Raw genomic sequence first — 23,664 nt, forward strand, 5'->3', positions numbered from 1 at the left:
GAATTCTCCTAGTCAAAAAAACTGTGGGAAATTCGGCGAGCCAGCTTCAATTCATCCGATGAACATCAAGGGTAGGCTCGCCGACTGAAAGCGAGTCATTCGATCAGGGCGTTCGAGCCCTATCGGAACGCGGGAGCGAAAGTTGGACAGGTCGTCCAAACTGGGGGAATCAACCGCGAACCCCGAGAACTCCGGCAGAACGTCCGGTGCTGGGTGCACGGGGTGAAAGTGACAAATCACGCAATCGTCGTCAGCCGCACCGGCGGTATTAAGCTTTAGGTCAATCGATTTGGCTGCGGATCCGGACTTTTGCTGGTGCTGATGGTGCCCAAAATGAGCTTTGCCCGTTCCAGCAGGATGCCTGCAATAGGCAGCGGCCGTACCCCAAGCAAACTGAAGCGGCAAAATCGCCAGCAGCAGCAGGAACAGGCACTTGCGCATGGGACGAAGTGTAGCCAAAAGAAGTGAGCCTTGCTTTATCTTGAATCGGCGACCGCGCAAAGCGGTTGCGAACGTGCGCGCGCAAAGACGTCCAGATCTGCCTGGTACGCCGCGGTGCGTACGCCGTACATTCCCAACATGGTATGGAACAGGTTGTCGTGAGAGTACGACTGCTTGGTGACCGCCGCAAGACAGCGGTCAGGCAGACTCAGCCGTTCATTCGCGCCCGGCGAGAGCCACGCGAGCATCGGAACGAGGCGCTGCTCGGACGGTGCGAGCATGGGAGGCAGCCCATGAAGGTAGATGCCCTTTTCGCCCAGGCTTTCTCCATGGTCGGACACGTAGAGAAACGCAATATCGAATGCGCCTTGTCGCTCGCGAGCCACTCGGATCGCTTTTGCGAGCACTTGCGTCGTGTAGTCGATGGAGTTGTCATAGGTGTTGACGAGCGCCTCGCGTGAGCACGTCTGAATCCGGTTCGTGTCGCATGTGGGCTGAAAGCGCCCCGGCGGCGGGTAGCGCTTGAAGTACGAGGGACCGTGGCTGCCCATTTGGTGCAAAACGATCGTTGTATCCTGCGTGAGGCCGGAAAGTTTGTCCTTGAGAGCGTCGACCAGGATCTCGTCCTGACAGACGCCGTCGCCGCAGAGACTTGGCTGCCCGATGGTGGGCATTTGAAGCGAGGGCACGCGATCGCATACGCCCTTGCAGCCGGAGTTGTTGTCGAGCCAAACTACACCAACACCCGTCCGATGGAGGATATCCAGAACATTTTCCCGCGCTCGCGCCTTGTCCACCGAGAAGTTTCGCGCACCGAGATCGGAAAACATGCAAGGCAATGAAGTCGCAGTATCCGTCCCGCAAGCCGTCACGTTGTTGAAGTAACTGACATCAGCCTTGTTCAAAGCGGCGTTGGTGTCCCGCACATAGCCTCCCAAGGAGAAATTCGCGGCGCGCGCCGTCTCACCGACTACCAAAATCAGGACGAACGGCTTTTGTCCTTGCGCTGGCGTCCGGATAGCGTCTGGAGCGATCGTTGCAAACGTTGCAGGCGAACTGTCCTGCTTTTTAAGGAAGCCGTACACCGCGTTCACAGAGTTACTTGGCACCAGTTGAAACCTCAACTCGCGATGGTTTCGAAAGGTGGCGGCGAAAGTTCCGTAGAACAGGAAAGCAACCACTGCGGCCAGCGCCGCGGCGCCAACAGCAAAAATCGCTGTCTGTGAGACGGTTTGCATCACTGAACTTCGACGAACACCGATATACCAAAGCACACTGGCCGGCAGCACCCCACGCACAGCAAGATCCAAGAACGCCGGCCAGGAAAGCAACTCGGTCGCTTCACGAAAATCTGTTTCGACGATGTTGCGAATCATGGCCTTGTCGAACAACACGCCCCAGCTGTCGACGTAGTGAGCAACGGCGGCCGATGCGATGAGCACCCCTGCAAGGACGCTCGTACCGAGCCGCTGGATGCAGAACGCACGCAGAACTGTTCCGAACATGGCGACGAGCACGAGGCCCAGTGACAATGCGACCACGCCCATAGAGAGCGAGGCATTCTCTTGGGCCAAAAGGAATGTTTTCCAGAACGACCAATTGTCGACCGCAACGATCCAGCTCGCCGCCGCGATGGATGCCCAAGTGGCGGAAATTCCTGGCCTGCGCAAAGAACTCGCTGCGACGCTTTGCGCGTTGGGAGCCGCAGTCATTTTTGGCCAGAAGGGATGGCGCCCGCACGCATTTCAACCCTATCGGCCTCCCTGCGGGACTTGCCCGGGCCGAGCTCGACAGTCGGCCATGGCGCGCTGCGGCTCGCCGACGTCCATGCGGGATGCTTGCTCGCTTTGTTGTATTCGGCTACCGACTGCGCCCGGGTCTTGTTGTTGCTCATAGATTGGGATGGTAGCTCGCAGCTTCTTCCGTCGAGACGGCATGCGACTCGGTGAATGCCCATTGGCGAGTGACCAAGTGAACATCAAGGTGACTCTAGAACGCCAATCCACCAAACAACCGACGAGCTGATTACGAAGATGTAATCCACAGGCAACGTTGCGCACCGTACCATTCCACCCAATGCGCATTCTTTTGATCGAAAATGAGCTCAAACTAGGCGACTACCTCGGCAAAGGGCTTTCGGAAAGCGGCTTCACGGTCGACTTGGCGTGCACAGGCATCGAAGGCCGTGACTTGGCGATTAATGGCGACTACGACGCCCTGGTGCTTGACGTGATGCTGCTGGGCGTTGATGGCTTCGCCGAACTCGCGAATTTAAGAAGAGTCAAAGACGTTCCTGTTCTCATGCTGACGACGCGTGACGAGGTGGCTGACCAGGTTGGGGGCCTGCAAAGTGGTGCAGACGACTATCTTTCGAAGCCCTTCGCGTTTGCGGAGTTGTTGGCAAGGATTCAGGCATTGTTGCGTATCGGAAAACTTCAGGATGCCACGCACTATGCCGTGGGAAATTTGACCCTCGATCTCGTCGCGCGCGAGGCAACACGCAACGGGCGGCGCCTGGAACTCACCACAAAGGAATTCGCCTTGCTGGCATTGCTGGCTCAGCGCCAAGGCCGTGTGGTGCCACGCACAGTGTTGGCCGAACAGGTGTGGGGTATGACCGTCGGCAGCGAGACCAATGTTGTGAATGTGGCCGTCCAACGACTGCGCGACAAGATCGACGACGGCTTCGACGATAAGCTCCTGCATACGGTGCGGGGCATGGGCTATGTGTTGGAGAGCCGGCGGACCATCTCATCATGAAGGCGCCCTCGCTCCAAGCACCCTTGTGGGTGCCCGTGCAGATTTTTGTTGGGCTAAGTATCATTTGATCCTCCAATCGATGAAGGAACGGCTTGGAGTTTCAGAATCGGCCGAAGAGTTCGAGCATTACACCGAGGCCATCAAGCACTTGCTCGCCGAGATGAGCGTCAAACAAGATTGGGAAGGATTGCCAAGGAGGCGCTATTCGTATCCAACTGCCGAAATTGAAACAATCATGCCCTGCAACAAAATGCTCGTTATTTGCGTCAAGACGCGCCTTGATCGTTATCGGATCTGTCCCCCTTCCTCCGTCCACGCGCTTCGGCACGGCACTCGATATTCGGGATCCAAGCAGCTGATTGCGTGGTGGTACTGCATGCTGAATTTTGGGCCCTCGGCGGATTCATGAATCACCACTTGCCGCACCAACTTCAATTAGCAACAAAGTTGCGATGACGAACTCGATGTGGGGGACGTGGGGTGACGTTGCCAATCATTTAGTGCGTATGACATTGGCATTTCTGTTTACCCTTCCGATCGCCTGGAATCGCGAGCGTGGCTCAAGGAGCGCCGGCCTTCGTACTTTTCCGATCGTCGCCCTGGCCAGTTGCGGCTTCGTACTGTTGGCGATCGAAGTACTCGGCGAGCGTTCAGTTGGCCAAGCCCGAATCCTCGAAGGGGTGATAACCGGCATCGGCTTCATCGGTGGCGGTGCCATCCTCAAGGCTGGCGCATCAACCCACGGCACCGCGACCGCAGCGAGCATCCTGAACACTGGCGTGGTCGGCGCTGCGGTCGGCTTTGGCTATTACGACATCGGCTTCGTGCTCGCGCTCGCAAACTTCCTCGTTCTTTTTGGGCTTGGCAAACTGAAGCCTGAAGACGCGGGCGATAACATCAAGCCAGACGACTAACCCGAAATCATAGTAGCTTCTAGGCAAAGGAAGGTCCGTCTCAGGTGTCGTGGGTGCGCACCTCTTTTTGGTATAGGAAAATTTGGCTGGGGATACCACGGCACCCAAGTCGCACGTGAGCGATGTCCATTTCTTTCTGCCTTCTTTGGCAGTCCCAGCGCGATCGCATAAAGGCTTGTCAATTTGGGGGAAGTCGGGCCAAGATCGACATCACAAAGCGATACGCGAACTGCTCGGCGTGAAGCCCTATACCTGCTGATCCTTCCTCAGCCCGCGTCGGGTCGTCAAGATTGACCGGCCGGCTATGTACCCTGATTGCTCCGCTCTGACTTTTGCAAGACAGGTCCAGAATGAGGCCGCCATCTCGACGCCTCATCGAGAGGCCGTCGCTTCAGAATCACCCAGACAAATCTGTTGCTGAATGTCACTCGTTGGACCTTTAAGGCTCAGAATGGAATCACTCATGGTGGGCGCCAAAACTACGGCTACGCCGGTCGATTTCGCGGCGCGCCGCTGCGCATGCCAAGTGCAACTCTTCGCTGATCGAGCTTGAGCCGCCATCTGCAGCTCGAAGCCTTGACCCATCGCCCAGCTCGCAACGCCAGCGACACGTATCGCCCTGCTTCTGGAGCGACACGTCAACCCGAACCCCACGATATACGAACGAATGGCGCATGAGCCTTCAAGCCTGCAAAACACATGCCTCGACAAGTGACCGGTGCTAGGGAAGGTCTGATCAAGTCGTAAATTGGCTTGATGGCGAGCGCGCGTATTTGGTCGTTGCGCTCACAGGCTCGTCTCACCGAGCATCCCATGCGTTTGAGAGGCCCTGCGGCCCTTCATGCCGTCTGCAGACGCACCTGTCCCAGCATCGCGATCAGTTTCTTCCTGGCCATCCACAGGTTCGACAGTGCAAACAGCGTGATCACATGCGCCGTGTTCTTGGCCAGCCCCCTGAACCTCACCTTCGCCAAGCCGAACTGCCGCTTGATCACCCGGAACGGATGCTCCACCTTTGCCCGGATGCTGGCCTTCTGGTATTCCTGCTTGCGCGCTCTGGCTTTGGCTCGGCCCTCGGGCATCTTCGCCATGTCGCTGGGCCTGCCTGCAATGTGCCACTGCACGCTGCGCTTCACCCGACTCTGTGCTCCGCGATAGCCCGAGTCTGCCCACACCTCGCTCTCCTTGCCGTGCAGCAGGTCGCTCACCTGCTCCACGTCTGCCTCGTTGGCGGCCGTGGTCGTCACCGTGTGCACCAGCCCCGAGTCCGCGTCCACGCCGATGTGCGCCTTCATCCCGAAGTGCCACTGGTTGCCCTTCTTCGTCTGGTGCATCTCCGGATCTCGCTCGCCGCTCTCGTTCTTTGTCGAACTGGGCGCCGCGATGATCGTGGCGTCCACGATGGAGCCTCTCTTCAGAAGCAGCCCCTTCCTGGCCAGGTGGGCGTTGACCTGCTTGAAGATGTCCTCCGCCAGATCGCTGGCCTCCAGCAAGTGGCGGAAGTTCAGGATCGTCGTCTCATCGGGAATCGACTCCATGCCCAGGCCTGCGAACGTGCGCAGCGAGGTGATCTCGTACAGGGCTTCCTCCATCGCCGGATCGCTCAACGCGAACCAGTTCTGCATCAAGTGCACACGAAGCATCGCTTCGAGCGGATACGGTCGGCGTCCTCGCCCCGCCACCGGGTAGTGTGGTTCGATGACTTTGAGTAGCGCCTTCCAAGGCACGACCAGTTCCATCTCGGCAAGGAAGACTTCCCGGCGCGTCTTCTTCCTCTTGCCTGCATGCTCGGCATCCGAAAAACTGATCTGGCTCATCGTTGGTCCTCCTTCAGCGTGCGTGTTCAACGTTCAGAGCGGCCATCCGTGGACTTGATCAGACCTTCCCTAGACGGCGGCGCCGACCGGAGAACCTTGGCACTCCTTGCCTGAAAAGCAATAATTACCTACATGGCGCTGAGTAGGCCAGCACTGCGTTTCGGGGCTGTGACAGCCGCCCCTGATCTGCTTTTCAAAAGGAATAGCATGAACGCGATCAAAGAAGCCCGCCGGATCATCACCGCCGACCCCAGCAGCGAAAAGTCCCGGACTCTCGCCCGCTTGGTCCTGGCCCTGGAATCCGAAAGCGATTTTCCTCTCGCGAGTCTCTATGCGCTGAAACTTGGGACTTTCTCCCTTGCGATGGACATCCTGACGGAGTGGAGACTCGATCGCTACTACGCGCAAAAAGGAAAGCTGCTGGACGTGTCCGATCAGGTCAACGTCATGGCATCGCACTGAAGAAGCTTGCTCGCGGCAGCGGAGCGCGTCGTCAGGCGACCGCGTTTCTTGCTCGCACCAGACCTCGAGCCCACCAGCTGTCCGCGCCGAAGTAGAAGTGCCTTCGACGTCAATGCTGGGATCGAGCATGTGATCGACAGTCAGCTTCACGCGGGCCAGATCGATAATCGACTCTGGCTGCGCCAGGATTGCCCTGAGCGTGTTGAGCTACGCGTCGGATTCCAAGCCTTGATAGCTGCCCGCATCGCGAACAGCCATGCCCGGCACTTGCGCCGCGGCAGGCAGCCACAGCAGCGCGGGGATCAATGCGAGGATTGGCGTCAGCCGAGACATGCGCAAATAGTAGCAACCGCCATCGGCTACGCTGCGTGTCCAGATCGACCCTGCCTTGTGGGAGTTTTGCGCCATGGCGAGCATTGAACGTACTGCTTACCCTCGATTTCCTCGAACGTTGACGCTCAAGGACTTACAGGCGTCGTTCACGCCAAGGCCTGAGGAAATCGAGTGGGCGCAGCGGCATTCGAGAACGCCGGAACGTCGCCTGGCGTTGCTCGTGCTGCTCAAATGCTTCGAGTTCCTGTGCCACTTTCCAGCGATCGAAGCCATTCCTGTCGAGCTCGTCGAGCATGTGTCAGCTACCTTGGGCGTGGCGCCTACCGAGAAGATCGAGTTCGCATCGCTGGCCACGCTGTATCGGCACCACAAAGCGATACGCGAACTGCTTGGTGTGAAGCCCTATACCGATGGGCAGACACGCAAACTGACCATTCAGCTTGCCCAACAGGCCGGCAGCATCGTGGAAACCCGCGTCGACATCATCAACATCACGATCGAGGAATTGGTGCGACTGGGTTACGAGCTGCCGGTGTTTCGCACACTCGACGAAATAGCCGAGCAAGCGCATACGGCCGCCGAGGCCGCCTTGCACAAGCGCATCACCCAACGCCTGACGCTGGCCCAGCGAAACTGGCTTGATCGGTTGCTGGCCGCCGAACTGCCTGCCCGGCGCACGCTGTACAACCAGATCAAGAGGTCTGCGAAAAAGGCCTCGCGCAAGCATCTCGATTTGCTGCTGGACCAGTTGACCTGGCTCGAGTCCTTGCCCGACAGCGATGCGCTGCTCGACGGTGTGCCGGCGACCAAACTCAAGCACATGGCCGAGATGGCATCAGCGCTCGATGCGGGCGACATGAAGGATCTGTTGCCCGCCAAGCGCTACACACTGATCCTGGCCTTGATCCGTCAGATGCGCGTGAGAGCGCGCGACGACGTGGCCGAAATGTTCATTCGCCGCATCGGAGCCATTCACAAAACCGCCAAGGAGGAGCTGCAGGTGATCCAGGCGCGCCAGCGCGAACTGAGCGAGGAACTGGTGGCCACGCTGGAGCAGGTGCTGGAGATCCTTGCAGAAAACCTGGATGACGCCAGTACCGGGCAACGCGTGCGCGATCTGCTTGCGCCGCACGGCAACCTCGATCAGTTGAGGACGGACTGCGAAGCAATTCGCGTGTGGAGCGGCGGCAACCACCTGCCGTTGATCTGGAAGGCCTTCAGCAGCTGGCGCGCGGCGATGTTCCGGATGGCGAAGGCGCTGCGTTTCGAGGCGGCCACCCAGGACCGCAATCTGCTCGATGCCCTGGAGGTCGTGCTGGCCAACGAACACCGCAAGGTCGAGTGGATCTCAGACGACCTGACGCTGTCGTTCGCCTCCGAGCGCTGGCGCAAGCTGGTGCGCCGTTCGCATGGCCTGGGACCCCCGACGAACCGGCGCTACCTGGAGGTGTGCGTGTTCAGTTATCTGAGCGGCGATCTTCGCTCCGGCGATGTGTGCATCGAAGGCTCGGAATCCTTTGCCGACTATCGCGCGCAGCTATTGCCTTGGAAGGAGTGCGAAGCGCTTCTGCCGACTTACTGCGACCGGATCGGCATACCAGCCACCGCGGGTGACTTCGTCGACGGTCTCAAGCAGCTGCTCACCGAGACAGCCGAAAAAGTCGATGAAGAGTTCCCGCAGCATGCAGGAGACGTGGTGATCGGCAGCACCGGCGAGCCGACCTTGCGGCGTGTCGTTGCGCGCGAAGTGCCAGCGTCAGCCATCGCTTTGCACGCCGCTATCGAAAATCGCACGGTGCCGCGCAACCTGCTGGATGTTCTGGCCAACATTGAGCACTGGACCGGATTTACGCGGAATTTTGGTCCGCAGTCAGGCGACGATCCCAAACTTCGCAACGCACGCGAGCGCTACTTGCTGACCGTGTTCGCGATGGGCTGCAACCTCGGGCCCAACCAGGCCGCGCGCCACCTGTCCAATGGGGTGACACCGCATCAGCTGTCCTATGCCAACCAGCGGCACATGAGCCTGGACCAGTTGGACAACGCCTGCCGGGATCTGACCGAGCTGTACCTGCGGCTCGAGTTGCCCAAGCTATGGGGCGAGGGCAAGAAGGTGGCGGCCGATGGCACGCAGTACGATTTCTACGACCAGAACCTGCTGGTAGGCATGCATTTCCGGTACCGGCGCATGGGGGCGGTGGCTTATCGGCATGTGGCTGACAACTACATCGCGGTGTTCCGTCATTTCATACCACCAGGGGTGCTCGAAGCGGTCTATGTCATCGAGGGTCTGATGAAGGCGGGCCTGAGCGTGCAGGCTGACACGGTGTATTCGGACACCCATGGTCAGTCGGAAACGGTCTTCGCCTTCACGCACTTGGCCGGCATTCAGTTGATGCCTCGCATCCGGAACTGGAAGGACCTGCGCTTCTATCGACCCGAGAAGGGCACGCGCTATCGCCATATCGACCGCCTGTTCAGCGACGTGGTGGACTGGAAGCTGATCCGCGACCACTGGCGGGATCTCATGCAGGTGTCCATCTCGATCCAGGCCGGACGGATCGCCTCGCCGATGCTGCTGCGCAAGCTCAGCCAGGAAGGGCGGCACAACCGGCTCTTTGCCGCGGCTCGCGAACTCGGCCGCGTGCTGCGCACCGTCTATCTGTTGCGCTGGATCTCCAGCAAGGAGATGCGCCAGGAAGTCAGTGCCACGACGAACAAGATCGAGTCGTACCACGCATTCACGAAGTGGCTGGACTTTGGGGGCGACGTGATCAACGAGAACGATCCCAACGAGCAGCAGAAGCGGGTGCGCTTCATCGACCTGGTGGCGTCGTCGGTGATCCTGCAGAACACGGTGGACATGATGCGAGTGCTGCAGGAGATGTACGCCGACGGGGAGCCGGTGACTGCGGCCGATGTCGAATACCTGAGTCCGTACATGACCTCGGGCATCAAGCGTTTCGGCAACTACCACCTCGACCTGAAGCGGCCACCAGAGCCCTGGGTCAAGGAGTCGCAGTTTCGGGAGGCGGCCAAGCGCGCGCGAGCTGCTGCCGCAGAGGCGCAGCGCGCCGGGCAGAAAGGAGCAGGGACATGAGCGATCCAGACGCCACCATCGTCACGGCCTACGGCCGGCTGGACCGGGCTGCGCTGACGCGTGCGCAAAGCAGCTACGACACCACAGCGCTTCTGAGCGCGGTCGAAGAGTTGGACAGGATTGTTGGGCGTGCGCGAGGGCAGGATGGCCTTCGGGACATCCTGCTGCGGCTGCACGGCATGGCTCACGCCGTGATCAACGGCGCAGGGCTGTCGGTCTCAACGAGCCAGGGGAGTCTGCCGGAGCTAGCCTTCGATGCGACTGCGGAGATTCTGCAAACGATCTCTACGCTGCAAAGGTGGGTGGAACTGATCGAACCATTGGAGAGCCTTCAGCCTCGCGATTGAGTGACGGAATCGCATAAAAGGTTCTGACTAAATAACCGCAGGGCTTATGAGTCAAAACTGGCTTTATCCCGGCTTGCCCTCAAGGAAGCCTGCGAGGCCGAACTGAAACGGCTGCTGGGCCTGCGCAAGATCATCTGGCTGCCGGGCATCGCGGGGCGCGACATCACGGATGGCCACACCGACTTCTACGCCCGCTTCGCGTCGCCGGGCGTGGTGGTGGCCGGGCTGGACGAAGACCCCGATTCCTACGACCGTGCCGTCACCCGGCGGCACCTGGAAATCCTGAAGCAGGCCACGGATGCGCGCGGCCAGCGGCTGCGCGTGGAAGTGCTCAAGGGACCGGAATCGGTGCGCAAGAAGCTCGAAACGCCCGAGTTCGCGGCGGGCTACATCAACTTCTACGTGTGCAACGGCGCGGTGATCGCGCCGCAGTTCGGCGACTCGCGGGCCGACGGCAATGCCCGTTCGCTGCTGCGCGAGCTGTTTCCGCGCCGCGAGGTGGTTCAGCTCGACATCGACGCCATCGCCGCGGGCGGCGGCGGCATCCACTGCACGACGCAGCAACAGCCGCGCTAATAAGGGGCTCCCTTCAGGGACTTACCACTTGCCGTCCTTCGGAACGGCCTTGGCCGCGCTGGCCTTTGCGTTGGCTGCCGCGGCGATCATCGAAGCGGCTTCCGAGCGGTTCGCCTTGTTCGCGAAGTCGACGGCGGTCATGCCAAGCTGGTTCTTCATGGTGGTGTCCGCGCCCTCGTCCAGCAGCAGCTTCACTGCGTCGTTCGAGCCGTACATGGCCGCCATCATCAGCGGCGTGCTGCCATTGGGCGACTGGGCATCAATGAAGGCGAAGTTCTCGAGCAGCACTTTCATGATCGCGATCTGCCCGCTGGTGGCCGCGTAGTGCAGCGGCGTCCAGCCGGTCTTGTTGACGGCGGCGTCGCGCTTGAGCAGCTGGTCGACCACGTCCTGCTGGCCCTTGATGGCGGCCAGCATCAGCGGGGTCTCGTCCTTCGGGCTGGCGATGTCGACGTCGGTCTGCGGCGCTTCGATCAGCACTTTCACGACCTTGGGCGACGGCTCCCGCAGCGCGATCAGCAGGCCCGTCTGGCCGTGTTCGTCGCGCGTGTTGGGGTCGAAGCCGCGCTGGATCAGGTTGCGCACGCCGCTGGCGTTGTCGCCCCGCACGGCCCGGAAGAAGTCTTCGAACGAACCGGCGTGGGCAGCAAAAGATGCAGCAATGACAATAAGATAAATCGATTTCTTGAAGTAGTTTTTCATGATTTGACTTCCCTGAACAATGTTTCGAAGTTGTCGCTCGTGGCCTTGGCGATGGCCTCCACGGGCATCTTCCGCAGCTCTGCGATCTGTTGCGCCACGTAGGGCACGTACGACGGGTTGTTGGTCTTGCCGCGGTACGGCACCGGCGCGAGGTACGGGCTGTCGGTCTCGATCAGCATGCGGTCGAGCGGAACGAAGGCGGCGACGTCGCGCAGGTCCTGCGCCTTCTTGAAGGTCAGGATGCCGGAAAACGAGATGTAGAAGCCCAGGTCGAGCGCGGCGCGCGCCACCTCGGCGGTCTCGGTGAAGCAATGGAAAACGCCGCCGGCGGCACCGGGAGAGGCGTCCTCGCCCTCCTCCTTGAGGATCGCCAGCGTGTCCGTCGAAGCTTCGCGGGTGTGGATGATCAGCGGCTTGCGCGTCTGGCGGGCTGCGCGGATGTGCACGCGGAAGCGGTCGCGCTGCCATTCCAGGTCGGAGATGCTGCGGCCGCCCTTGCGCTCCTCCATCTGGTAGTAGTCGAGGCCGGTCTCGCCGATGGCGACCACGCGCGGCCTTGCGGAAAGGCTCACCAGGTCTTCGACCGTCGGCTCGGCGATGTCTTCGTTGTCGGGGTGCACGCCCACGCTGGCCCAGAAGTTGTCGTAGCTGGCGGCAAGGGCCTGCACTTCGTCGAATTCCTCGAGCTTGGTGCAGATGCAGAGGGCCCGGTCGACCTGCGCCGCGGCCATGGCGGCGCGGATCTGCGGCATCTGGCCCGCGAATTCGGGAAACGTGAGGTGGCAGTGGGAGTCTGTGAACATCGGAATGGATGGAGTGCGCGGCGCTCGCCCTTGTCAGGCCCGCCCGGGCTGTCGGCCTGTGTATGGGAGGGTGGCGCCGTCGAACGAGTTCCGCGTCACATGGACGGCGGAAAACTCAGATGGTTTGCGTGGGGCGGTCGGATGCCATCGAGCCGCCGAGCGCCGCCTCGATGCGCGCCTTCAGCTGGCGCGACTTCTCGTCCGAAGGAAAACGGATGCCCACGCCAGGTGCCCGGTTGCCGGCGGCGCGCGGCGGCGTGATCCAGGCGACCTTGCCTGCCACCGGGTAACGCTGCGGGTCTTCAGGCAGCGTCAGCAGCACGTAGACGTCGTCGCCCAGCCGGTATTCGCGCGAGGTCGGAATGAAGATGCCGCCTTCGGCGAACAGCGGGATGTAGGCCGCGTACAACGCGCCCTTTTCCTTGATCGCGAGCTGGATGACGCTCGGCCGGGCGGGTGTGGAGGCTGCTGCGGACGCAGCTGAAGCGGCAGGTTGGTTCATGGGCGACGAGCGGCAGAGTTTAGGGTGGTTCGCGCTTCGCTCACAAGCGCTTCGAGCATGAGGCCCGCATTGAACGGGTGTTCCGCGGTTCTCGCGGCACTTGCGAGCGACTTCGACCAGCGCGCGAGCGCCAGCCGGGACGGCGCCGCCGGCAGGTCGGCGGCATCGAAGAAACGGGGAGCGGCGCCGTTGCCGACAGCCATCAGGTCGTGGCAGAGCTTCTGCAGGGCGCCAACAGCTTGCGCGGGCAGATGATCTGCAAGCGCCCCGACGTCTCCGCGCACCATGGCCTTGGGCAGCAGGGCCCAGGCCTTCGGCGACTGCCCCGATCGGGCGAGCCGCAGAGCGTCGCTGGGCCGGCCGCCGGCGGCGCGCAGCAAGGCGGGCGCGTCGGCCGCGGGCACGTCCTGCGCGGCCAGCCAGGCCTCGGCCTCGGCGGTTTCGGGCCAGGGCAGCGTGAAGCCCAGACAGCGGCTGCGGATGGTCGGCAGCAATTGCCAGGCGGCCTCGCTCGCGAGCACGAAGCGCACGTCGCCGACGGGCTCCTCCAGCGTCTTCAGCAGCGCGTTGGCGGTGATCGTGTTCATGCGCTCGGCCGGATACACCAGCACCACCTTGCCGCGCCCGCGCGCGCTGGTGCGCTGGGCGAAGCCGACCGCGTCGCGCATCGCCTCGACGCGGATCTCGCGGCTGGGCTTGCGCTTCTTGTCGTCGATTTCGGCTTGCGCCTTCTCGTCGAGCGGCCAGTTGAGCTCGTGCATGGCGATCTCGGGCATCAGCACGCAAAGGTCGGCATGCGTGCGCACCTCGATGGCATGGCAGCTCGGGCAATTGCCGCAGGCGACGCCCTCCTGCGTCGGCTGTTCGCACAGCCATGCGGAAGCCAGCGCCAGCGCCAGTTCGTATTGGCCGATGCCGGACGGGCCCTGCAGCAGCCAGGCATGGCCGCGCTGGCGCAGCAGCTCGGTCAGCGGCCTGCGCAGCCAGGGGGACAGTGCCTCGGCGCTCATCCGGCGCCTCCGCCGGCCAAGACGCCGCGCGCCGTCAATTCGGACTCGATCTGCAGCCAGACCTGCTCGCGCGTCTGGCTGGCGTCGATGCGCACGAAACGCCGGGCATCGGCGCTCGCGCGGTCCGCATAGCCCTGCGCCACGCGGCGGAAGAACTCGACCGGCTGCGCCTCGAACTTGTCGGGCACCCGGGCGCCGGCCAGCCGCTGGGCGGCGGTTTCGGGAGCGAGGTCGAACCACAGCGTGATGTGCGGCTGCAGCAGCGTCGAGGCGGGCAGTGCCGCCCTCCCCGCCTGGGCCCATTGCTCCAGCGTCGAAAGCACGGCCGGGTCGAAGCCGCGCCCCGCGCCCTGGTAGGCGAAGGTGGCGTCGGTGAATCGGTCGCACAGCACCACGTCGCCGCGCGCCAGCGCCGGCTCGATGACCTGCACGATGTGATCGCGCCGCGCCGCGAACACCAGCAGCGACTCGGTCAGCGGGTCCATCGGCTGTTCGAGGATCAGGCCGCGCAGCGTCTCGGCCAGCGGCGTGCCGCCGGGCTCGCGCGTGCGCACCACCGTGCGGCCCTGCGCCTTGAACAGCGCCTCCAGCGCATCGAGATGGCTCGACTTGCCTGCGCCGTCGATGCCTTCCAGCGTCAGAAACAGACCTTGCTCACTCATTGGGTCGCCTTCGATTTGGAATCGCCGCCGCCACGCTGGTAGCGGTTGACCGCACGATTGTGATCGTCGAGCGAACTGCTGAACTGGCTGGTGCCGTCGCCGCGCGATACGAAGTACAGCGATTTGCTTTGCGCCGGCTGCACCGCCGCCAGCAGCGCCGCCTTGCCCGGCATGGAGATCGGCGTGGGCGGCAGGCCGCCGCGCGTGTAGGTGTTCCAGGGGGTGTCGGTCTGCAGGTCCTTCTTGCGCAGGTTGCCGTCGAAGGCCGTGCCCATGCCGTAGATGACCGTCGGGTCGGTCTGCAGCGGCATGCCGATGCGCAGGCGATTGGTGAACACGGCCGAGATTTCCGCCCGGTCGTTGGCCTTTCCTGTCTCCTTTTCGACAATGCTGGCCAGAATAAGCGCCTCATCGGCCGATTTCAGCGGCAAGTCGGAGGCGCGGGCGGCCCAGGCGGCTTCGAGCTTCTTGTCCATGGCGCGCATCGCGCGCTGCAGCAGGGCGACGTCGGTCGAGCCCTTAGAGTAGGTGTACGTGTCCGGGAAGAAGCGCCCTTCCGGGTGCAGGCCCGGCTTGCCGAGCCTGGCCATGAGCGCCTCGTCGGTCATGCCGACGCTCTCGGGCTTGAGCTGGTCGGCCTTGGCGAGCGCGGCGCGCACCTGGCGGATGTTCCAGCCCTCGACCAGCACCAAGCTGCGCGTGGCTTCCTCGCCGCGCACCAGGATGTTGAGCAGCAGCTTGGGCGTGACGCCGCGCTCCAGCTCGTAGCTGCCGGCGCGCATCTGGCGGTCTTGCCCCGAAACGCGGAACCACAGGTAGAGCAGCTGCGGCTGCACGTCGACACCCGTGTCGGCCACGGCCTGGGCGATGCCGCGCGGCGTGGTGCCGGGCTCTACCGACAGGTCGACGCTGGGCGCCGGCAGCCTGAGCGGCTGGTGCACCCACCAGAGGCCGGCGCCGCCGAGCGCGAGCGCGGCCAGGGCGGCGAGCAGGAAAAGCGTGAGGAAGAAGCTGCGCACGAGTCCGATGTGGGGATGACGGAGAAAAAGACGGAGGCGTCGGATAGAAAAACGGTGCCCTTGCGAACCGAAGGGCTGGAGCCCCTGCCGCCCCGAAGGAACAAGCCCGGCCATGATAATTCAGCGATGACCACTGTCGTTCTCAATGGGGTGACCGCCCTCTCCCACCTCGGCGTGATCCGTGCCGAAGGCCCCGATGCCGCCAGTTTCCTCCACGGCCAGCTCACACAGGACTTCTCCCTGCTCGGTGCCTCCGACGCCCGACTGGCCGCGCTGTGCACCGCCAAAGGCCGTGTGATCGCAAGTTTCATCGGCATCAAGCCGCAACCCGACCTGATCCTGCTGGTGTGCAGCCGCGACATCCTCGCCGCGACGCTCAAGCGCCTGTCGATGTATGTGCTTCGCGCCAAGGCCAAGCTGACCGATGCCACTGAGCAATACGCGCTGTACGGCCTGGCCGGCACCGCCCTGACAGCCAATGGCCTCGACGCTGCCGCCGCGCCCGGCAAGCGCACCGCCATCGGCGACGAGGTCAGCGCCGTGTCGCTGTACCCGGCGGACGGCGTGCCGCGCGCCCTCTGGATCGCGCCGGCCGGCCATGCCGCCCCCGCGGGCCCGACGCTCGACGACAACCTCTGGCAGTGGAGCGAGGTCCGCAGCGGCATCGTGACCCTGACCACGCCGGTCATCGAGGCCTTCGTGCCGCAGATGATCAACTACGAATCCGTGGGCGGCGTGAACTTCAAGAAGGGCTGCTACCCCGGCCAGGAAGTGGTCGCGCGCAGCCAGTTCCGCGGCACGCTCAAGCGCCGCACGTACCTCGTACAGGCCGATGCTCCGGTGTCCGTGGGGCAGGAAGTGTTCGCCGCCGGCGATGCCGAACAGCCCGTGGGCACCGTGGCGCAAGCCGCGCCGGCACCCGATGGCGGCTGGTCCGCACTGATCTCGATGCAGATCGCCGCGCTCGAGGCCGGCGGCTTGCGCGCGGGCGCGGCCGATGGCCCCTCGCTCACGGTCGAGCCGCTGCCCTATCCATTGCTCGAAGACATCTGAGCGACCCTACCCCCAACGCCCCTGGAGAAAAGGAGCGTTTGGCGCTATCGAAGAGATAGCGCCATTTTTTTGCGCGTCGTTTAACCCCGCCGGCGGTGCCGCTCCGTAGAAGCCTGCACCGATCAACTCCGGCAAGGAAGACACACCATGAAGCGCAGACTCTTCTCCACCGCCCTGGCCCTGAGTGCCGTGGCTTCGTTCTCGGCCTGCGCGCAGACCTCGGAACGACCTTATGTTCCTTCCACGCCGTCCAGCCGCATCGGCTCGCTGATGCAGATCAGCGTGGTCGACCGCGGCACCGGCGCCGAGCTGCCTATCTACCGCCATCGCGGCGAATACTGGGTGGCCGGGCGTCCCGGCGCACGCTACGCCATCCGGGCACGCAACGCGATGGGCGAACGCATCATGGCCGTGATGTCCGTCGACGGCGTCAACGTGGTCACCGGCGAGACCGCGGGCGTCGGCCAGAACGGCTACGTGTTCAGCGCGCGCGAGCGCAGCGACATCACCGGCTGGCGCAAGAGCGACTCGCAGATCGCGGCCTTCGAATTCGCAGCGGCCGGCAATTCCTACGCCAGCCGTACCGGCCGGCCCGACGACGTGGGCGTGATCGGCGTCGCGATGTTCCGCGAGCGCATGCCCGAGCCGCCGCCTCCGCCGATCACTCCTTTCCCGCGCCGCGACGAATACGGCGGATACGGCCCCGAGCGCGAGCGCCGCAGCGAATCGTCGTCGTACCAGGGCGATGCGCGTGCAAAGGCCGGTGCAACCGACAGCGCCGCGCCCGCTGCGGCCGCCGAGTCTTCCGGAAACCTGGCTCGTCAATCCGCGCCCAGTCCGAGCCTGGGCACAGCGCATGGCCGCCGCGAAACTTCGTATGTGGGCAAGACCACCTTCGAGCGCGCGCAGTCGTCGCCCGACGAGGTGGTGCGCATCCGCTACGACAGCCGCGAGAACCTCGTCGCCGCCGGCGTGATCCCGGTGCCGCCTCCGCCGCGCTGGCCGCGCCCGGCTGGTCCGTCGCCATTCCCGGGCTTGGAACCCGGCTACGTGCCGGACCCGCCCAGCCGCTACTGAGAGGAAGAAGAAAGAAGAGACCGGCGCATCTCGATGTGCGGGATGCCGGCCTCCTCGAAGCCCTCGCCGTGCGGCACATAGCCCAGCCGCACATAGAAGCGCTCCGCGCTGCGCTGCGCGTTCAGCGCGACCACGCTGGCGCCGCGCTCCCTGGCGGCATCTTCGAGCGCCTGCATCACCGCCGCGCCGTGGCCGCCACTGCGCAGGTTGCGATGCACGGCCACGCGGCCGATGTGCGAGATGCCGTTCTCGGCCGGCAGCAGGCGTGCCGTGGCGATCACCTGGCCGAGGCGGTTGCGTGCCACTGCGTGCAACACCACGGCGTCCTGCTCGTCCCACTCCAGTGCTTCGGGAATGTTCTGCTCTTCGATGAAAACGGCCCGCCGCAAGGCACTGGCGCCTTCGCCGAGCGTGGCCCAGTCACCCGTCTCGATGCTGCGCATCGACTCGCCGGCCTCGAAGCCCGTCAGCACCTCGCGCAGCGCCGCCGGCACCGGCTTCGAAGTCTGCGTGGCGGGGTCCGCGAACACGTAGACCAGCTCGCAGCCGACCAGGAACTGGTCCTGCCGGAACAGCCCGCCCTCGAACACCATCGACGAATTGCCGATGCGCGCGCAGCGCATGCCCACGTCGAGCACGTCGTCGATGCGCGCCGAAGCCTGGAAATCGACCGTCGCCTTGCGCACGTACAGGTCGCCGCCCATCGAATGCATCGACTCCTCGTACGGCAGCGCCAGCGCGCGCCAGTAGTCCGCGATGGCGGTGTCGAAGTACATCAGGTAGTGCGCGTTGAAGACGATCTTCTGCATGTCGACTTCGGCCCAGCGTACGCGCAGGCGGTGGAAAAAGCGGAAATCGCTACGTTGCATTCATGTCTCCGGAATAGTTGGTGGAATCGAAGGATGGAAATGGATTGCGGCAATCCGAAGCACCCAAGGCTCAGGCCGGCGAGCCCAGGCCCAGGGCAAGCAGGTCCTTTTGTACCGCACGGCCCTTGCCGCCGAGCTTGAGCTCTTTCAGCAGCCCCAGCGTGGTCGGGGGCAGTGCACGCTGCGAGCTCAGTGCGATCTCGAGCAGCAGCTCCATCAGCGCGGCCAGGTCCTTGGGTGGATTTTCGACGTCCGCCGCGAGCATCTCGCAGAGAAGGTCGAAGACCGGCGCGGCCAGTCGAACATCGGCGCGCACCGCCGACTGCAGGCTCTTTCCGTAGCGCTTGGCCATCGCGAGCGATGAAGCCAGCAGCGCGCGCATCTGCGCCCCCAGCGCCGGCACGTCGAGCCGCGCCTCGGTGAAGGCATGCACCAGCGCATCGACGGCAAGCGCCGTCTGCCCGGGCTCCTTGCCCGCAAGGGCCAAAGCCAGCAACAGCACCGCCATCGGCTGCGAGGCGGTGACGGGCACCGTGGGATCGAGCAGCGGCACGAGGTAGGCGCGGTTCTGCCACTGCGCCTCCCACCAGTCGAGGTTGTTGCCGATCTCGCGGCAGCCGGCCGCGAAGAAGCTCTCCAGCGACGACGGCAGCACCGTGGCTGCGTAGCGCAGCAGGGCTTCGTCGTAGTCGCCCTCGATGCCGGCGCGGCGCACCGCGACGAGCGCGTGCGGCGTGTCCTGATGTACCGCAATGGACGCCAGCAGGAAGTCGTGATGAACGTAGGTCTTGCCGTCGTAGGTGGAGCTCCGTGAACTCACCGACCATGTGTAGCGGGCTGCGCTCGCGCCGTCGGGGCCGACGTCGCCCAGGGCCGCCAGCACGCGCGAATCGTCTCCGCCCGGGTGTCGGATGCGCGCGGCAGCCGCGAACAGGGCCTCCTGTGCCTGGTCGGCCCTGGCCGGAATGACGATGCCGTCCTCGCCGAGCGCATGGCGCAACGCACGCACCAGAGGAACATCGGCCAGCCGTCGGGCCTTCTCCTGCAAGACCGCAGCGCCTTGCCCCTGCACCGGGGCCAGTCGCAGCAGTCCCCTCGCCTGCTCTCCCAGGCTCGGTTCCGCGCCGCGCGCCTGATACGCCGCGACGCGCTCGATGAACACCGCCGCATCGATGAAGCCCCGCGCATGCGTGGCCGACGACAACGGTGCAAGGCCCCAACCTTTTGCGGCCTGATTGACGAGATCGTCGATACGCAAGGCCAGGAATTCGTCGGCCTGCGGCTTCTGCAAGCCGAGCCGGCGCGGATCGTCGCGCAGGTCGGGCAGGCGCTCCCCGCTCGTGACGAAGACCAGCAATCGCGCCAGCCGGGCCGGCACCTCGCTGCGCAGCAGCTTTCGGCCTCGCTTGACCACGGGTGCGCACTGCTTCACCAGCGCTTCCGGCAGCGGCGCCATGCGCACCAGCGCCTCGACGACGCGCTCCAGCTCATCGATGTCGTTGGAGTTCTCGAGCACGAAGGCGATACGTTCGACCAGCTCGGCAGGCTCGGTGATCGGCACGAGCGCACGGCTGGCGTCGAGCGGGTCCGTCGGGCCGTCTCCCGTAGCTTCTGCCGGAGTCTGCTCGACGACCACCGGCACCATGGCGAGCGCGGAGGCATCCCCGAGCAGTGCCGCAAGCGCCGGCCGGTTGACCGCCGCCACGCTGTCGACATACGCCGCCAGCTCACCGCGCGCCGAATCGTCCACGCCCCAGCCCTTGAGCCGCTCGACGATCTTCTTCTGCAGGTCGGTCGCCTCGTGCACCAGCCCGCACAGCACCACCGCCGAGGCTTCGTGCGCCAGCGAGGGCTCGCGCTCGACGACGGCCTCCGCCAGCTTCAGCGCGGCCTCGACCTGCGACTTGGCACTGGCATGGAACGCCGGGCGCAGCGCGGCCAGCAGCGATGCTCCGTCGACGTGCCCCGCCGCCTGCAGCGTTTTCAGTGCACCGAGTGCCAGCGCGACAGTCGGCGGAATACGGCTCTGGCACAGGCCGAGGTAGCGCGCGGCAAACGGCGCCATCTCCTCGGCGTCGGGCGCCAGCGTGTCGTGAAAGCGAGAAAACCAGCCCGCGCGAAACTGGGGCCAGTCTTTCTCCAGCGTGCCCAGCGTCTTCTCGAGCAACTGCGCGCGTGTGAATTCGCCCCGCGCCACGCCGTCCATGAAGATGTACGACCAGGAGTTCTTCGGCGAGTGGTTGTACTTGTCGACCGCGGACAGGTTGTGTTCGCCGGTTCCTTCCACGTCGAAGAGGCGGAGCACGGCCCGGTACAGGCCGGGGTCGCGTTCGAAATGCTGGTCCATGGTGGTCAGGCGGGAAAGCGCACGCGGCAGGGCCATGAGGCCGATGGCGTATTCATCGCCTTGCGGGCGATCGATCAGCCCCGCCGCGACGAGGTTCTGCACCGGCATGATGTGGGCCGCGAAGGCTCGCAGCCCCGCTTCGGCTGCCTGCTGCAGCGCGGCGCGCCAGCCGGCGGCATCGATGCCGAAGCGCTTGCACAGCGCCAAGACGGTTTCCTGGTCGAGCGCGACCCGCAGGCTCGCATGGTCGAGCAAGGCCTTGGGCTCCATGCACACGACCACGGCAGCCTGCAGCGCGCGGTACTGCGCGGCCTGGGCCTCTCCGCCCCACTGGCGCGCGTACGGGCTGCCCTGCCAGTGGCTCGATCGCATGATCTGGCCCATCTTCTCGAGCGATTCGCCGCAAGCCTTGCGACCGGCGGCAGGCATGGCCTCCAGGCTCGCGAGCGCCGCCTCGAAGTCGCCTTGGTATACCGCCTGCTCCAGCGCGCCCTCCGGCACGAATGCCGGCAGTTCCTCTGCATTTCTCACTGTCCGCCTTCCGCCGCGAAGGCCGTCGCCTCCACCGCCAATACATGCTTGCAAGGGCCGCGCTCGCCCTGGTGCTTGGCATACCAGGGACAAGTGCAGCGCAGCTCCCCGTCGATCTCCCGAACGCTGTACGCAGTGCCCGAGCTGTTCACCTGCGCCTCGACCGGGCTGGTCTTGGCGATGGTGACGGCGCCGTGCGCCATGAGCTCGCGCGCATCGGCCAGGCGCGGGTGCATGTCCTCGACCGAAGACAGGTCGAACGGCAGCACGCGGTGAAAGTAGCGGCGCTCGACCACGTCGAAGCCCACCAGGCCGGAGGCGCCGAGGATGCGCAGGCTGTCTTCCACGCTTGCCTCGGCGATGTCCAGCGTACGCGCCAGCGCCGGCGCGTCGATCAGTGCCTGCCAGTTCAGCTGCGCCCGCACCTGCAACACCGCGCGTTCGTCGTCCATGCGCATCAGCGCGCGCAACGCCTGTCCCTCGCCCGAGAAGCCGCGCCAGGGCTCTGCGCTGAGCGCCAGCGTGAGCCGCGCGCCCGGAAAATCCAGCACCCATGCGCTGGCCTGCTGTGCTTCGTCGGCATGCACGGCAAGGCTCCGAGCCTTGGGCAACAGGGCCTCGAGCACGCGCAGCCGGCTGGTGTCGGTCACGCGCACGCCTTGCGGGTGCGGGCGGGTCGTGGTGAAGGGACCTTTCGGCGACGGCACTACCCAAAGCGGCGTGCGGCTGGTGGATGCCTTGGGCAGCGTGCGGAGGAAGCGCAACGCCTCCAGCCCCTTGAGCTCGAAGCGGTGCCGCATGCCGGCCAGGTACGACTGCACCTCGACCATGCCGCGCAGCCAGCGCAGCGGCAGCGCCACCTTGCGCTCGACCACCTCGCTGTCGCCAGATTGCAGCGTCAGCGCATCGCGCCCGACCGAGAGCGCAAGCCCGTCGGCGTCGCGCAGCCGGGCGAGTGCGGCGCGCATCGGAGCATTGAAATCGACATTCGTCGTGCCCTTGCCCACCACCTGCCCGTCATAGGAGTCGGGCAGCAGGTCCACGCGCACATAGCAGCTGCAGCATGAGGAAAAGCCCTCGAAGCGCAGCAGCTCGCCGCCGGCCGTGACCACCGGATCGGCCAGCGCGATGGCGCGCGCGACGCTGTTGGCGGGCGTGAAGAAGCGCGAGCCGACCACCAGGTGCACGGCACTCAGCAACTCGGCGCACAGCCGGGGCTGCAGCAGCCGGCCTTCGAAGAAATGCGGATGCGCCGCACCGCCATTGGCCTGCGGGCTGGAGGTCGCGAGGCTCAGCCGCGGGCCCGACGGCTCCGCCAGCGCGGCCGATGCGTGCGCGTACCGGTAGGCATGCGCGACCGCGCTCAAGGCTGCAAGGCCTCCCGCAGCGCCCGGGCCGCATCGTCCTGCGCCTGCAGCGCTTCGGGAATGGCGCGGCCCATCTTGATGAATTCGTGGATCACGCCGCGATAGATCTCCAGGTCGACCTGCACGCCCGCCGCACGCAGCTTGTCGGCGTACGCGATGCCTTCGTCCACCACCGGATCGCACTCGGCCAGCCCGATCCAGGCCGGCGCCACGCCGTCGACGTCGTCTGCCAGCAGCGGCGCGAAGCGCCAGTCGTCGCGGTCGGCCGGCGTGTTGACGTACTGCGAGAAGAAGAAGTCGATCATCGCCTTTGTGAGCAGCGGGCCGTCGACATGGCGCAGGTGCGAGGCGGTGTCCTGGTGCGCCGTGGTGCCGGGGTAGATCAGCATCTGCAACGAAAGCGGCAGGCCCGCGTCGCGCGCGAGGATGGCGCACACGGCCGCGAGCGTGCCGCCCGCGCTGTCGCCGCCCACGGCCAGCCTCGACGGGTCGAGGCCGAGGCTGGCGCCTTGCTTCGCGATGAACTGGAAGGCGTCCCACGCATCGTTCGACGCCGTCGGGAACTTGTGCGCGGGCGCCAGCCGGTAATCGACCGATACCACCGCGCAGCCGCTCCTGGCGCTCAGCACGCGGCACAGCGTGTCGTGCGTGCGGATGTTGCCAACGGTGAAGCCGCCGCCGTGGAAGTAGATGAGCACCGGCAGCACAGCCGATGAAGGCGCGTACAGCCGCACGGGAATCGCATATCCGTCGCGGGCCGCGATGGTGAGGTCTTCGATGCGCGCCAGTTCAGGCTTGGGCACCTCGAGCACGCCGGCGCCTTTTTCGTAGGAGGCCTTGGCCTCGTCGGGCGTCTGCCGGTCGAGCGGCGGATGGCCGGCGCGTGCCATGCGTTCGATCACGCTGGCCATCTTCGGCGTGAGCCGCGTGCCGGACGGTGTTCCGGGCGCGACAGCGGCAAGGGTTTCTTTC

At 64.7% G+C, this 23,664-nt stretch carries 23 protein-coding genes and 1 pseudogene; 9 read left to right on the plus strand and 15 right to left on the minus strand.

Going from position 1 to position 23,664, the window contains the following annotated elements; translation table 11 throughout:
* Positions 1 to 51: 51 nt before the first annotated feature.
* Genes ABL840_RS21505 through ABL840_RS21515 form a run of 3 tightly spaced genes read right to left on the minus strand, consistent with a single transcriptional unit; the run spans position 52 to position 2,335 of the window.
* Positions 52 to 441, minus strand: a complete 390-nt coding sequence (locus ABL840_RS21505) for a hypothetical protein (protein ID WP_143043008.1) — start codon at positions 439 to 441, stop codon at positions 52 to 54.
* A gap of 35 nt (positions 442 to 476) precedes the next feature.
* A complete protein-coding gene (locus ABL840_RS21510) occupies positions 477 to 2,153 on the minus strand; it encodes a phosphoethanolamine--lipid A transferase (protein ID WP_093307192.1) in 1,677 nt (558 codons plus the stop codon).
* Positions 2,150 to 2,335 carry a hypothetical protein gene (locus ABL840_RS21515; RefSeq protein ID WP_143043009.1) on the minus strand — a complete coding sequence of 62 codons (186 nt, stop codon included), beginning with the start codon at positions 2,333 to 2,335 and terminating at the stop codon, positions 2,150 to 2,152. Before ABL840_RS21515 ends, ABL840_RS21510 begins: the two co-directional genes overlap by 4 nt.
* A 182-nt stretch (positions 2,336 to 2,517) precedes the next feature.
* On the opposite strand from ABL840_RS21515, the gene ABL840_RS21520 reads away from it, so the two are divergent.
* The 3 genes from ABL840_RS21520 (at position 2,518) to ABL840_RS21530 (ending at position 4,115) form a co-directional block, all read left to right on the plus strand.
* Complete coding sequence (locus ABL840_RS21520; protein ID WP_093307193.1) at positions 2,518 to 3,201, plus strand: winged helix-turn-helix domain-containing protein; 684 nt, start codon at positions 2,518 to 2,520, stop codon at positions 3,199 to 3,201.
* 79 nt (positions 3,202 to 3,280) lie between these two features.
* The gene (locus tag ABL840_RS21525) at positions 3,281 to 3,610 is read left to right on the plus strand and encodes a hypothetical protein (RefSeq protein WP_143043010.1); all 330 of its coding nucleotides are present in this window, start codon (positions 3,281 to 3,283) and stop codon (positions 3,608 to 3,610) included.
* A gap of 43 nt (positions 3,611 to 3,653) precedes the next feature.
* Complete coding sequence (locus ABL840_RS21530; protein WP_093307194.1) at positions 3,654 to 4,115, plus strand: MgtC/SapB family protein; 462 nt, start codon at positions 3,654 to 3,656, stop codon at positions 4,113 to 4,115.
* Positions 4,116 to 4,954: 839 nt separating this feature from the next.
* On the opposite strand, the gene ABL840_RS21535 is transcribed toward ABL840_RS21530, so the two are convergent.
* Entirely contained in the window at positions 4,955 to 5,932 is a 978-nt protein-coding gene (locus tag ABL840_RS21535; RefSeq protein ID WP_418115967.1) for an IS5 family transposase, read from the minus strand.
* Positions 5,933 to 6,139: 207 nt separating this feature from the next.
* Here ABL840_RS21535 and ABL840_RS21540 point away from each other — a divergent pair, with 207 nt between their 5' ends.
* Positions 6,140 to 6,394 carry a hypothetical protein gene (locus ABL840_RS21540; protein ID WP_093306766.1) on the plus strand — a complete coding sequence of 85 codons (255 nt, stop codon included), beginning with the start codon at positions 6,140 to 6,142 and terminating at the stop codon, positions 6,392 to 6,394.
* A gap of 207 nt (positions 6,395 to 6,601) precedes the next feature.
* On the opposite strand, the gene ABL840_RS21545 is transcribed toward ABL840_RS21540, so the two are convergent.
* Entirely contained in the window at positions 6,602 to 6,811 is a 210-nt protein-coding gene (locus ABL840_RS21545) for a hypothetical protein (protein WP_093308084.1), read from the minus strand.
* On the opposite strand from ABL840_RS21545, the gene ABL840_RS21550 reads away from it, so the two are divergent.
* The 3 genes and pseudogenes from ABL840_RS21550 to ABL840_RS21560 all read left to right on the plus strand — a co-directional run.
* Positions 6,801 to 9,827 carry a Tn3 family transposase gene (locus ABL840_RS21550; RefSeq protein ID WP_093306768.1) on the plus strand — a complete coding sequence of 1,009 codons (3,027 nt, stop codon included), beginning with the start codon at positions 6,801 to 6,803 and terminating at the stop codon, positions 9,825 to 9,827. The two genes, ABL840_RS21545 and ABL840_RS21550, sit on opposite strands and share 11 nt — an antisense overlap.
* On the plus strand, positions 9,824 to 10,174 hold the full coding sequence (gene tnpC / locus ABL840_RS21555) for a Tn3 family transposase post-transcriptional regulator TnpC (RefSeq protein ID WP_093306769.1): 351 nt from the start codon (positions 9,824 to 9,826) through the stop codon (positions 10,172 to 10,174). Before ABL840_RS21550 ends, tnpC begins: the two co-directional genes overlap by 4 nt.
* A gap of 81 nt (positions 10,175 to 10,255) precedes the next feature.
* Positions 10,256 to 10,750, plus strand: a pseudogene (locus ABL840_RS21560) (agmatine deiminase family protein); the annotation flags it as partial.
* Between the two features lie 21 nt (positions 10,751 to 10,771).
* Here the strand turns inward: ABL840_RS21560 and ABL840_RS21565 are convergent.
* From ABL840_RS21565 to mltG, 6 genes are all read right to left on the minus strand, one after another.
* On the minus strand, positions 10,772 to 11,452 hold the full coding sequence (locus ABL840_RS21565; RefSeq protein WP_093195119.1) for an ankyrin repeat domain-containing protein: 681 nt from the start codon (positions 11,450 to 11,452) through the stop codon (positions 10,772 to 10,774).
* Positions 11,449 to 12,255 (minus strand): TatD family hydrolase, encoded by an 807-nt coding sequence (locus ABL840_RS21570; RefSeq protein ID WP_093306770.1) that lies wholly within the window; start codon positions 12,253 to 12,255, stop codon positions 11,449 to 11,451. The genes ABL840_RS21565 and ABL840_RS21570 overlap by 4 nt, the downstream gene beginning before the upstream one ends.
* Positions 12,256 to 12,370: 115 nt before the next feature.
* Positions 12,371 to 12,757 carry a PilZ domain-containing protein gene (locus ABL840_RS21575; protein ID WP_093306771.1) on the minus strand — a complete coding sequence of 129 codons (387 nt, stop codon included), beginning with the start codon at positions 12,755 to 12,757 and terminating at the stop codon, positions 12,371 to 12,373.
* Positions 12,754 to 13,767 carry a DNA polymerase III subunit delta' gene (locus ABL840_RS21580; protein ID WP_093306772.1) on the minus strand — a complete coding sequence of 338 codons (1,014 nt, stop codon included), beginning with the start codon at positions 13,765 to 13,767 and terminating at the stop codon, positions 12,754 to 12,756. Before ABL840_RS21580 ends, ABL840_RS21575 begins: the two co-directional genes overlap by 4 nt.
* Positions 13,764 to 14,429, minus strand: coding sequence for a dTMP kinase (gene tmk, locus ABL840_RS21585; RefSeq protein ID WP_093306773.1), 666 nt, complete (start codon positions 14,427 to 14,429; stop codon positions 13,764 to 13,766). The genes ABL840_RS21580 and tmk overlap by 4 nt, the downstream gene beginning before the upstream one ends.
* The gene (gene mltG, locus ABL840_RS21590; protein ID WP_093306774.1) at positions 14,426 to 15,448 is read right to left on the minus strand and encodes an endolytic transglycosylase MltG; all 1,023 of its coding nucleotides are present in this window, start codon (positions 15,446 to 15,448) and stop codon (positions 14,426 to 14,428) included. The genes tmk and mltG overlap by 4 nt, the downstream gene beginning before the upstream one ends.
* 126 nt (positions 15,449 to 15,574) lie before the next feature.
* On the opposite strand from mltG, the gene ABL840_RS21595 reads away from it, so the two are divergent.
* Together ABL840_RS21595 and ABL840_RS21600 are read left to right on the plus strand one after the other, a co-directional pair.
* Entirely contained in the window at positions 15,575 to 16,501 is a 927-nt protein-coding gene (locus ABL840_RS21595; protein WP_093306775.1) for a YgfZ/GcvT domain-containing protein, read from the plus strand.
* Positions 16,502 to 16,648: 147 nt separating this feature from the next.
* Positions 16,649 to 17,578, plus strand: a complete 930-nt coding sequence (locus ABL840_RS21600) for a hypothetical protein (protein WP_093306776.1) — start codon at positions 16,649 to 16,651, stop codon at positions 17,576 to 17,578.
* Here the strand turns inward: ABL840_RS21600 and ABL840_RS21605 are convergent.
* From ABL840_RS21605 to ABL840_RS21620, 4 genes are all read right to left on the minus strand, one after another.
* The gene (locus ABL840_RS21605) at positions 17,572 to 18,447 is read right to left on the minus strand and encodes a YbgC/FadM family acyl-CoA thioesterase (protein ID WP_093306777.1); all 876 of its coding nucleotides are present in this window, start codon (positions 18,445 to 18,447) and stop codon (positions 17,572 to 17,574) included. The genes ABL840_RS21600 and ABL840_RS21605 overlap by 7 nt on opposite strands.
* Positions 18,448 to 18,517: 70 nt before the next feature.
* On the minus strand, positions 18,518 to 21,325 hold the full coding sequence (locus ABL840_RS21610) for a DUF6493 family protein (RefSeq protein ID WP_093306778.1): 2,808 nt from the start codon (positions 21,323 to 21,325) through the stop codon (positions 18,518 to 18,520).
* Complete coding sequence (locus ABL840_RS21615; RefSeq protein ID WP_093306779.1) at positions 21,322 to 22,692, minus strand: SWIM zinc finger family protein; 1,371 nt, start codon at positions 22,690 to 22,692, stop codon at positions 21,322 to 21,324. Before ABL840_RS21615 ends, ABL840_RS21610 begins: the two co-directional genes overlap by 4 nt.
* A complete protein-coding gene (locus ABL840_RS21620) occupies positions 22,689 to 23,603 on the minus strand; it encodes an alpha/beta hydrolase (RefSeq protein ID WP_418116374.1) in 915 nt (304 codons plus the stop codon). Before ABL840_RS21620 ends, ABL840_RS21615 begins: the two co-directional genes overlap by 4 nt.
* Between the last annotated feature and the right edge of the window lie 61 nt (positions 23,604 to 23,664).

Source organism: Variovorax sp. NFACC27 (assembly GCF_048301545.1).
Lineage (GTDB): Bacteria > Pseudomonadota > Gammaproteobacteria > Burkholderiales > Burkholderiaceae_C > Variovorax > Variovorax gossypii.

What these genes read in the sequence shown, in the direction of transcription:
- ABL840_RS21505 (WP_143043008.1), bottom strand. Translation starts at nt 441, where the DNA reads ATGCGCAAGTGCCTGTTCCTGCTGCTGCTGGCGATTTTGCCGCTTCAG.
- ABL840_RS21510 (WP_093307192.1), bottom strand. Translation starts at nt 2,153, where the DNA reads ATGACTGCGGCTCCCAACGCGCAAAGCGTCGCAGCGAGTTCTTTGCGC.
- ABL840_RS21515 (WP_143043009.1), bottom strand. Translation starts at nt 2,335, where the DNA reads ATGAGCAACAACAAGACCCGGGCGCAGTCGGTAGCCGAATACAACAAA.
- ABL840_RS21520 (WP_093307193.1), top strand. Translation starts at nt 2,518, where the DNA reads ATGCGCATTCTTTTGATCGAAAATGAGCTCAAACTAGGCGACTACCTC.
- ABL840_RS21525 (WP_143043010.1), top strand. Translation starts at nt 3,281, where the DNA reads ATGAAGGAACGGCTTGGAGTTTCAGAATCGGCCGAAGAGTTCGAGCAT.
- ABL840_RS21530 (WP_093307194.1), top strand. Translation starts at nt 3,654, where the DNA reads ATGACGAACTCGATGTGGGGGACGTGGGGTGACGTTGCCAATCATTTA.
- ABL840_RS21535 (WP_418115967.1), bottom strand. Translation starts at nt 5,932, where the DNA reads ATGAGCCAGATCAGTTTTTCGGATGCCGAGCATGCAGGCAAGAGGAAG.
- ABL840_RS21540 (WP_093306766.1), top strand. Translation starts at nt 6,140, where the DNA reads ATGAACGCGATCAAAGAAGCCCGCCGGATCATCACCGCCGACCCCAGC.
- ABL840_RS21550 (WP_093306768.1), top strand. Translation starts at nt 6,801, where the DNA reads ATGGCGAGCATTGAACGTACTGCTTACCCTCGATTTCCTCGAACGTTG.
- ABL840_RS21545 (WP_093308084.1), bottom strand. Translation starts at nt 6,811, where the DNA reads ATGCTCGCCATGGCGCAAAACTCCCACAAGGCAGGGTCGATCTGGACA.
- tnpC (WP_093306769.1), top strand. Translation starts at nt 9,824, where the DNA reads ATGAGCGATCCAGACGCCACCATCGTCACGGCCTACGGCCGGCTGGAC.
- ABL840_RS21565 (WP_093195119.1), bottom strand. Translation starts at nt 11,452, where the DNA reads ATGAAAAACTACTTCAAGAAATCGATTTATCTTATTGTCATTGCTGCA.
- ABL840_RS21570 (WP_093306770.1), bottom strand. Translation starts at nt 12,255, where the DNA reads ATGTTCACAGACTCCCACTGCCACCTCACGTTTCCCGAATTCGCGGGC.
- ABL840_RS21575 (WP_093306771.1), bottom strand. Translation starts at nt 12,757, where the DNA reads ATGAACCAACCTGCCGCTTCAGCTGCGTCCGCAGCAGCCTCCACACCC.
- ABL840_RS21580 (WP_093306772.1), bottom strand. Translation starts at nt 13,767, where the DNA reads ATGAGCGCCGAGGCACTGTCCCCCTGGCTGCGCAGGCCGCTGACCGAG.
- tmk (WP_093306773.1), bottom strand. Translation starts at nt 14,429, where the DNA reads ATGAGTGAGCAAGGTCTGTTTCTGACGCTGGAAGGCATCGACGGCGCA.
- ABL840_RS21595 (WP_093306775.1), top strand. Translation starts at nt 15,575, where the DNA reads ATGACCACTGTCGTTCTCAATGGGGTGACCGCCCTCTCCCACCTCGGC.
- ABL840_RS21600 (WP_093306776.1), top strand. Translation starts at nt 16,649, where the DNA reads ATGAAGCGCAGACTCTTCTCCACCGCCCTGGCCCTGAGTGCCGTGGCT.
- ABL840_RS21605 (WP_093306777.1), bottom strand. Translation starts at nt 18,447, where the DNA reads ATGCAACGTAGCGATTTCCGCTTTTTCCACCGCCTGCGCGTACGCTGG.
- ABL840_RS21620 (WP_418116374.1), bottom strand. Translation starts at nt 23,603, where the DNA reads ATGGCCAGCGTGATCGAACGCATGGCACGCGCCGGCCATCCGCCGCTC.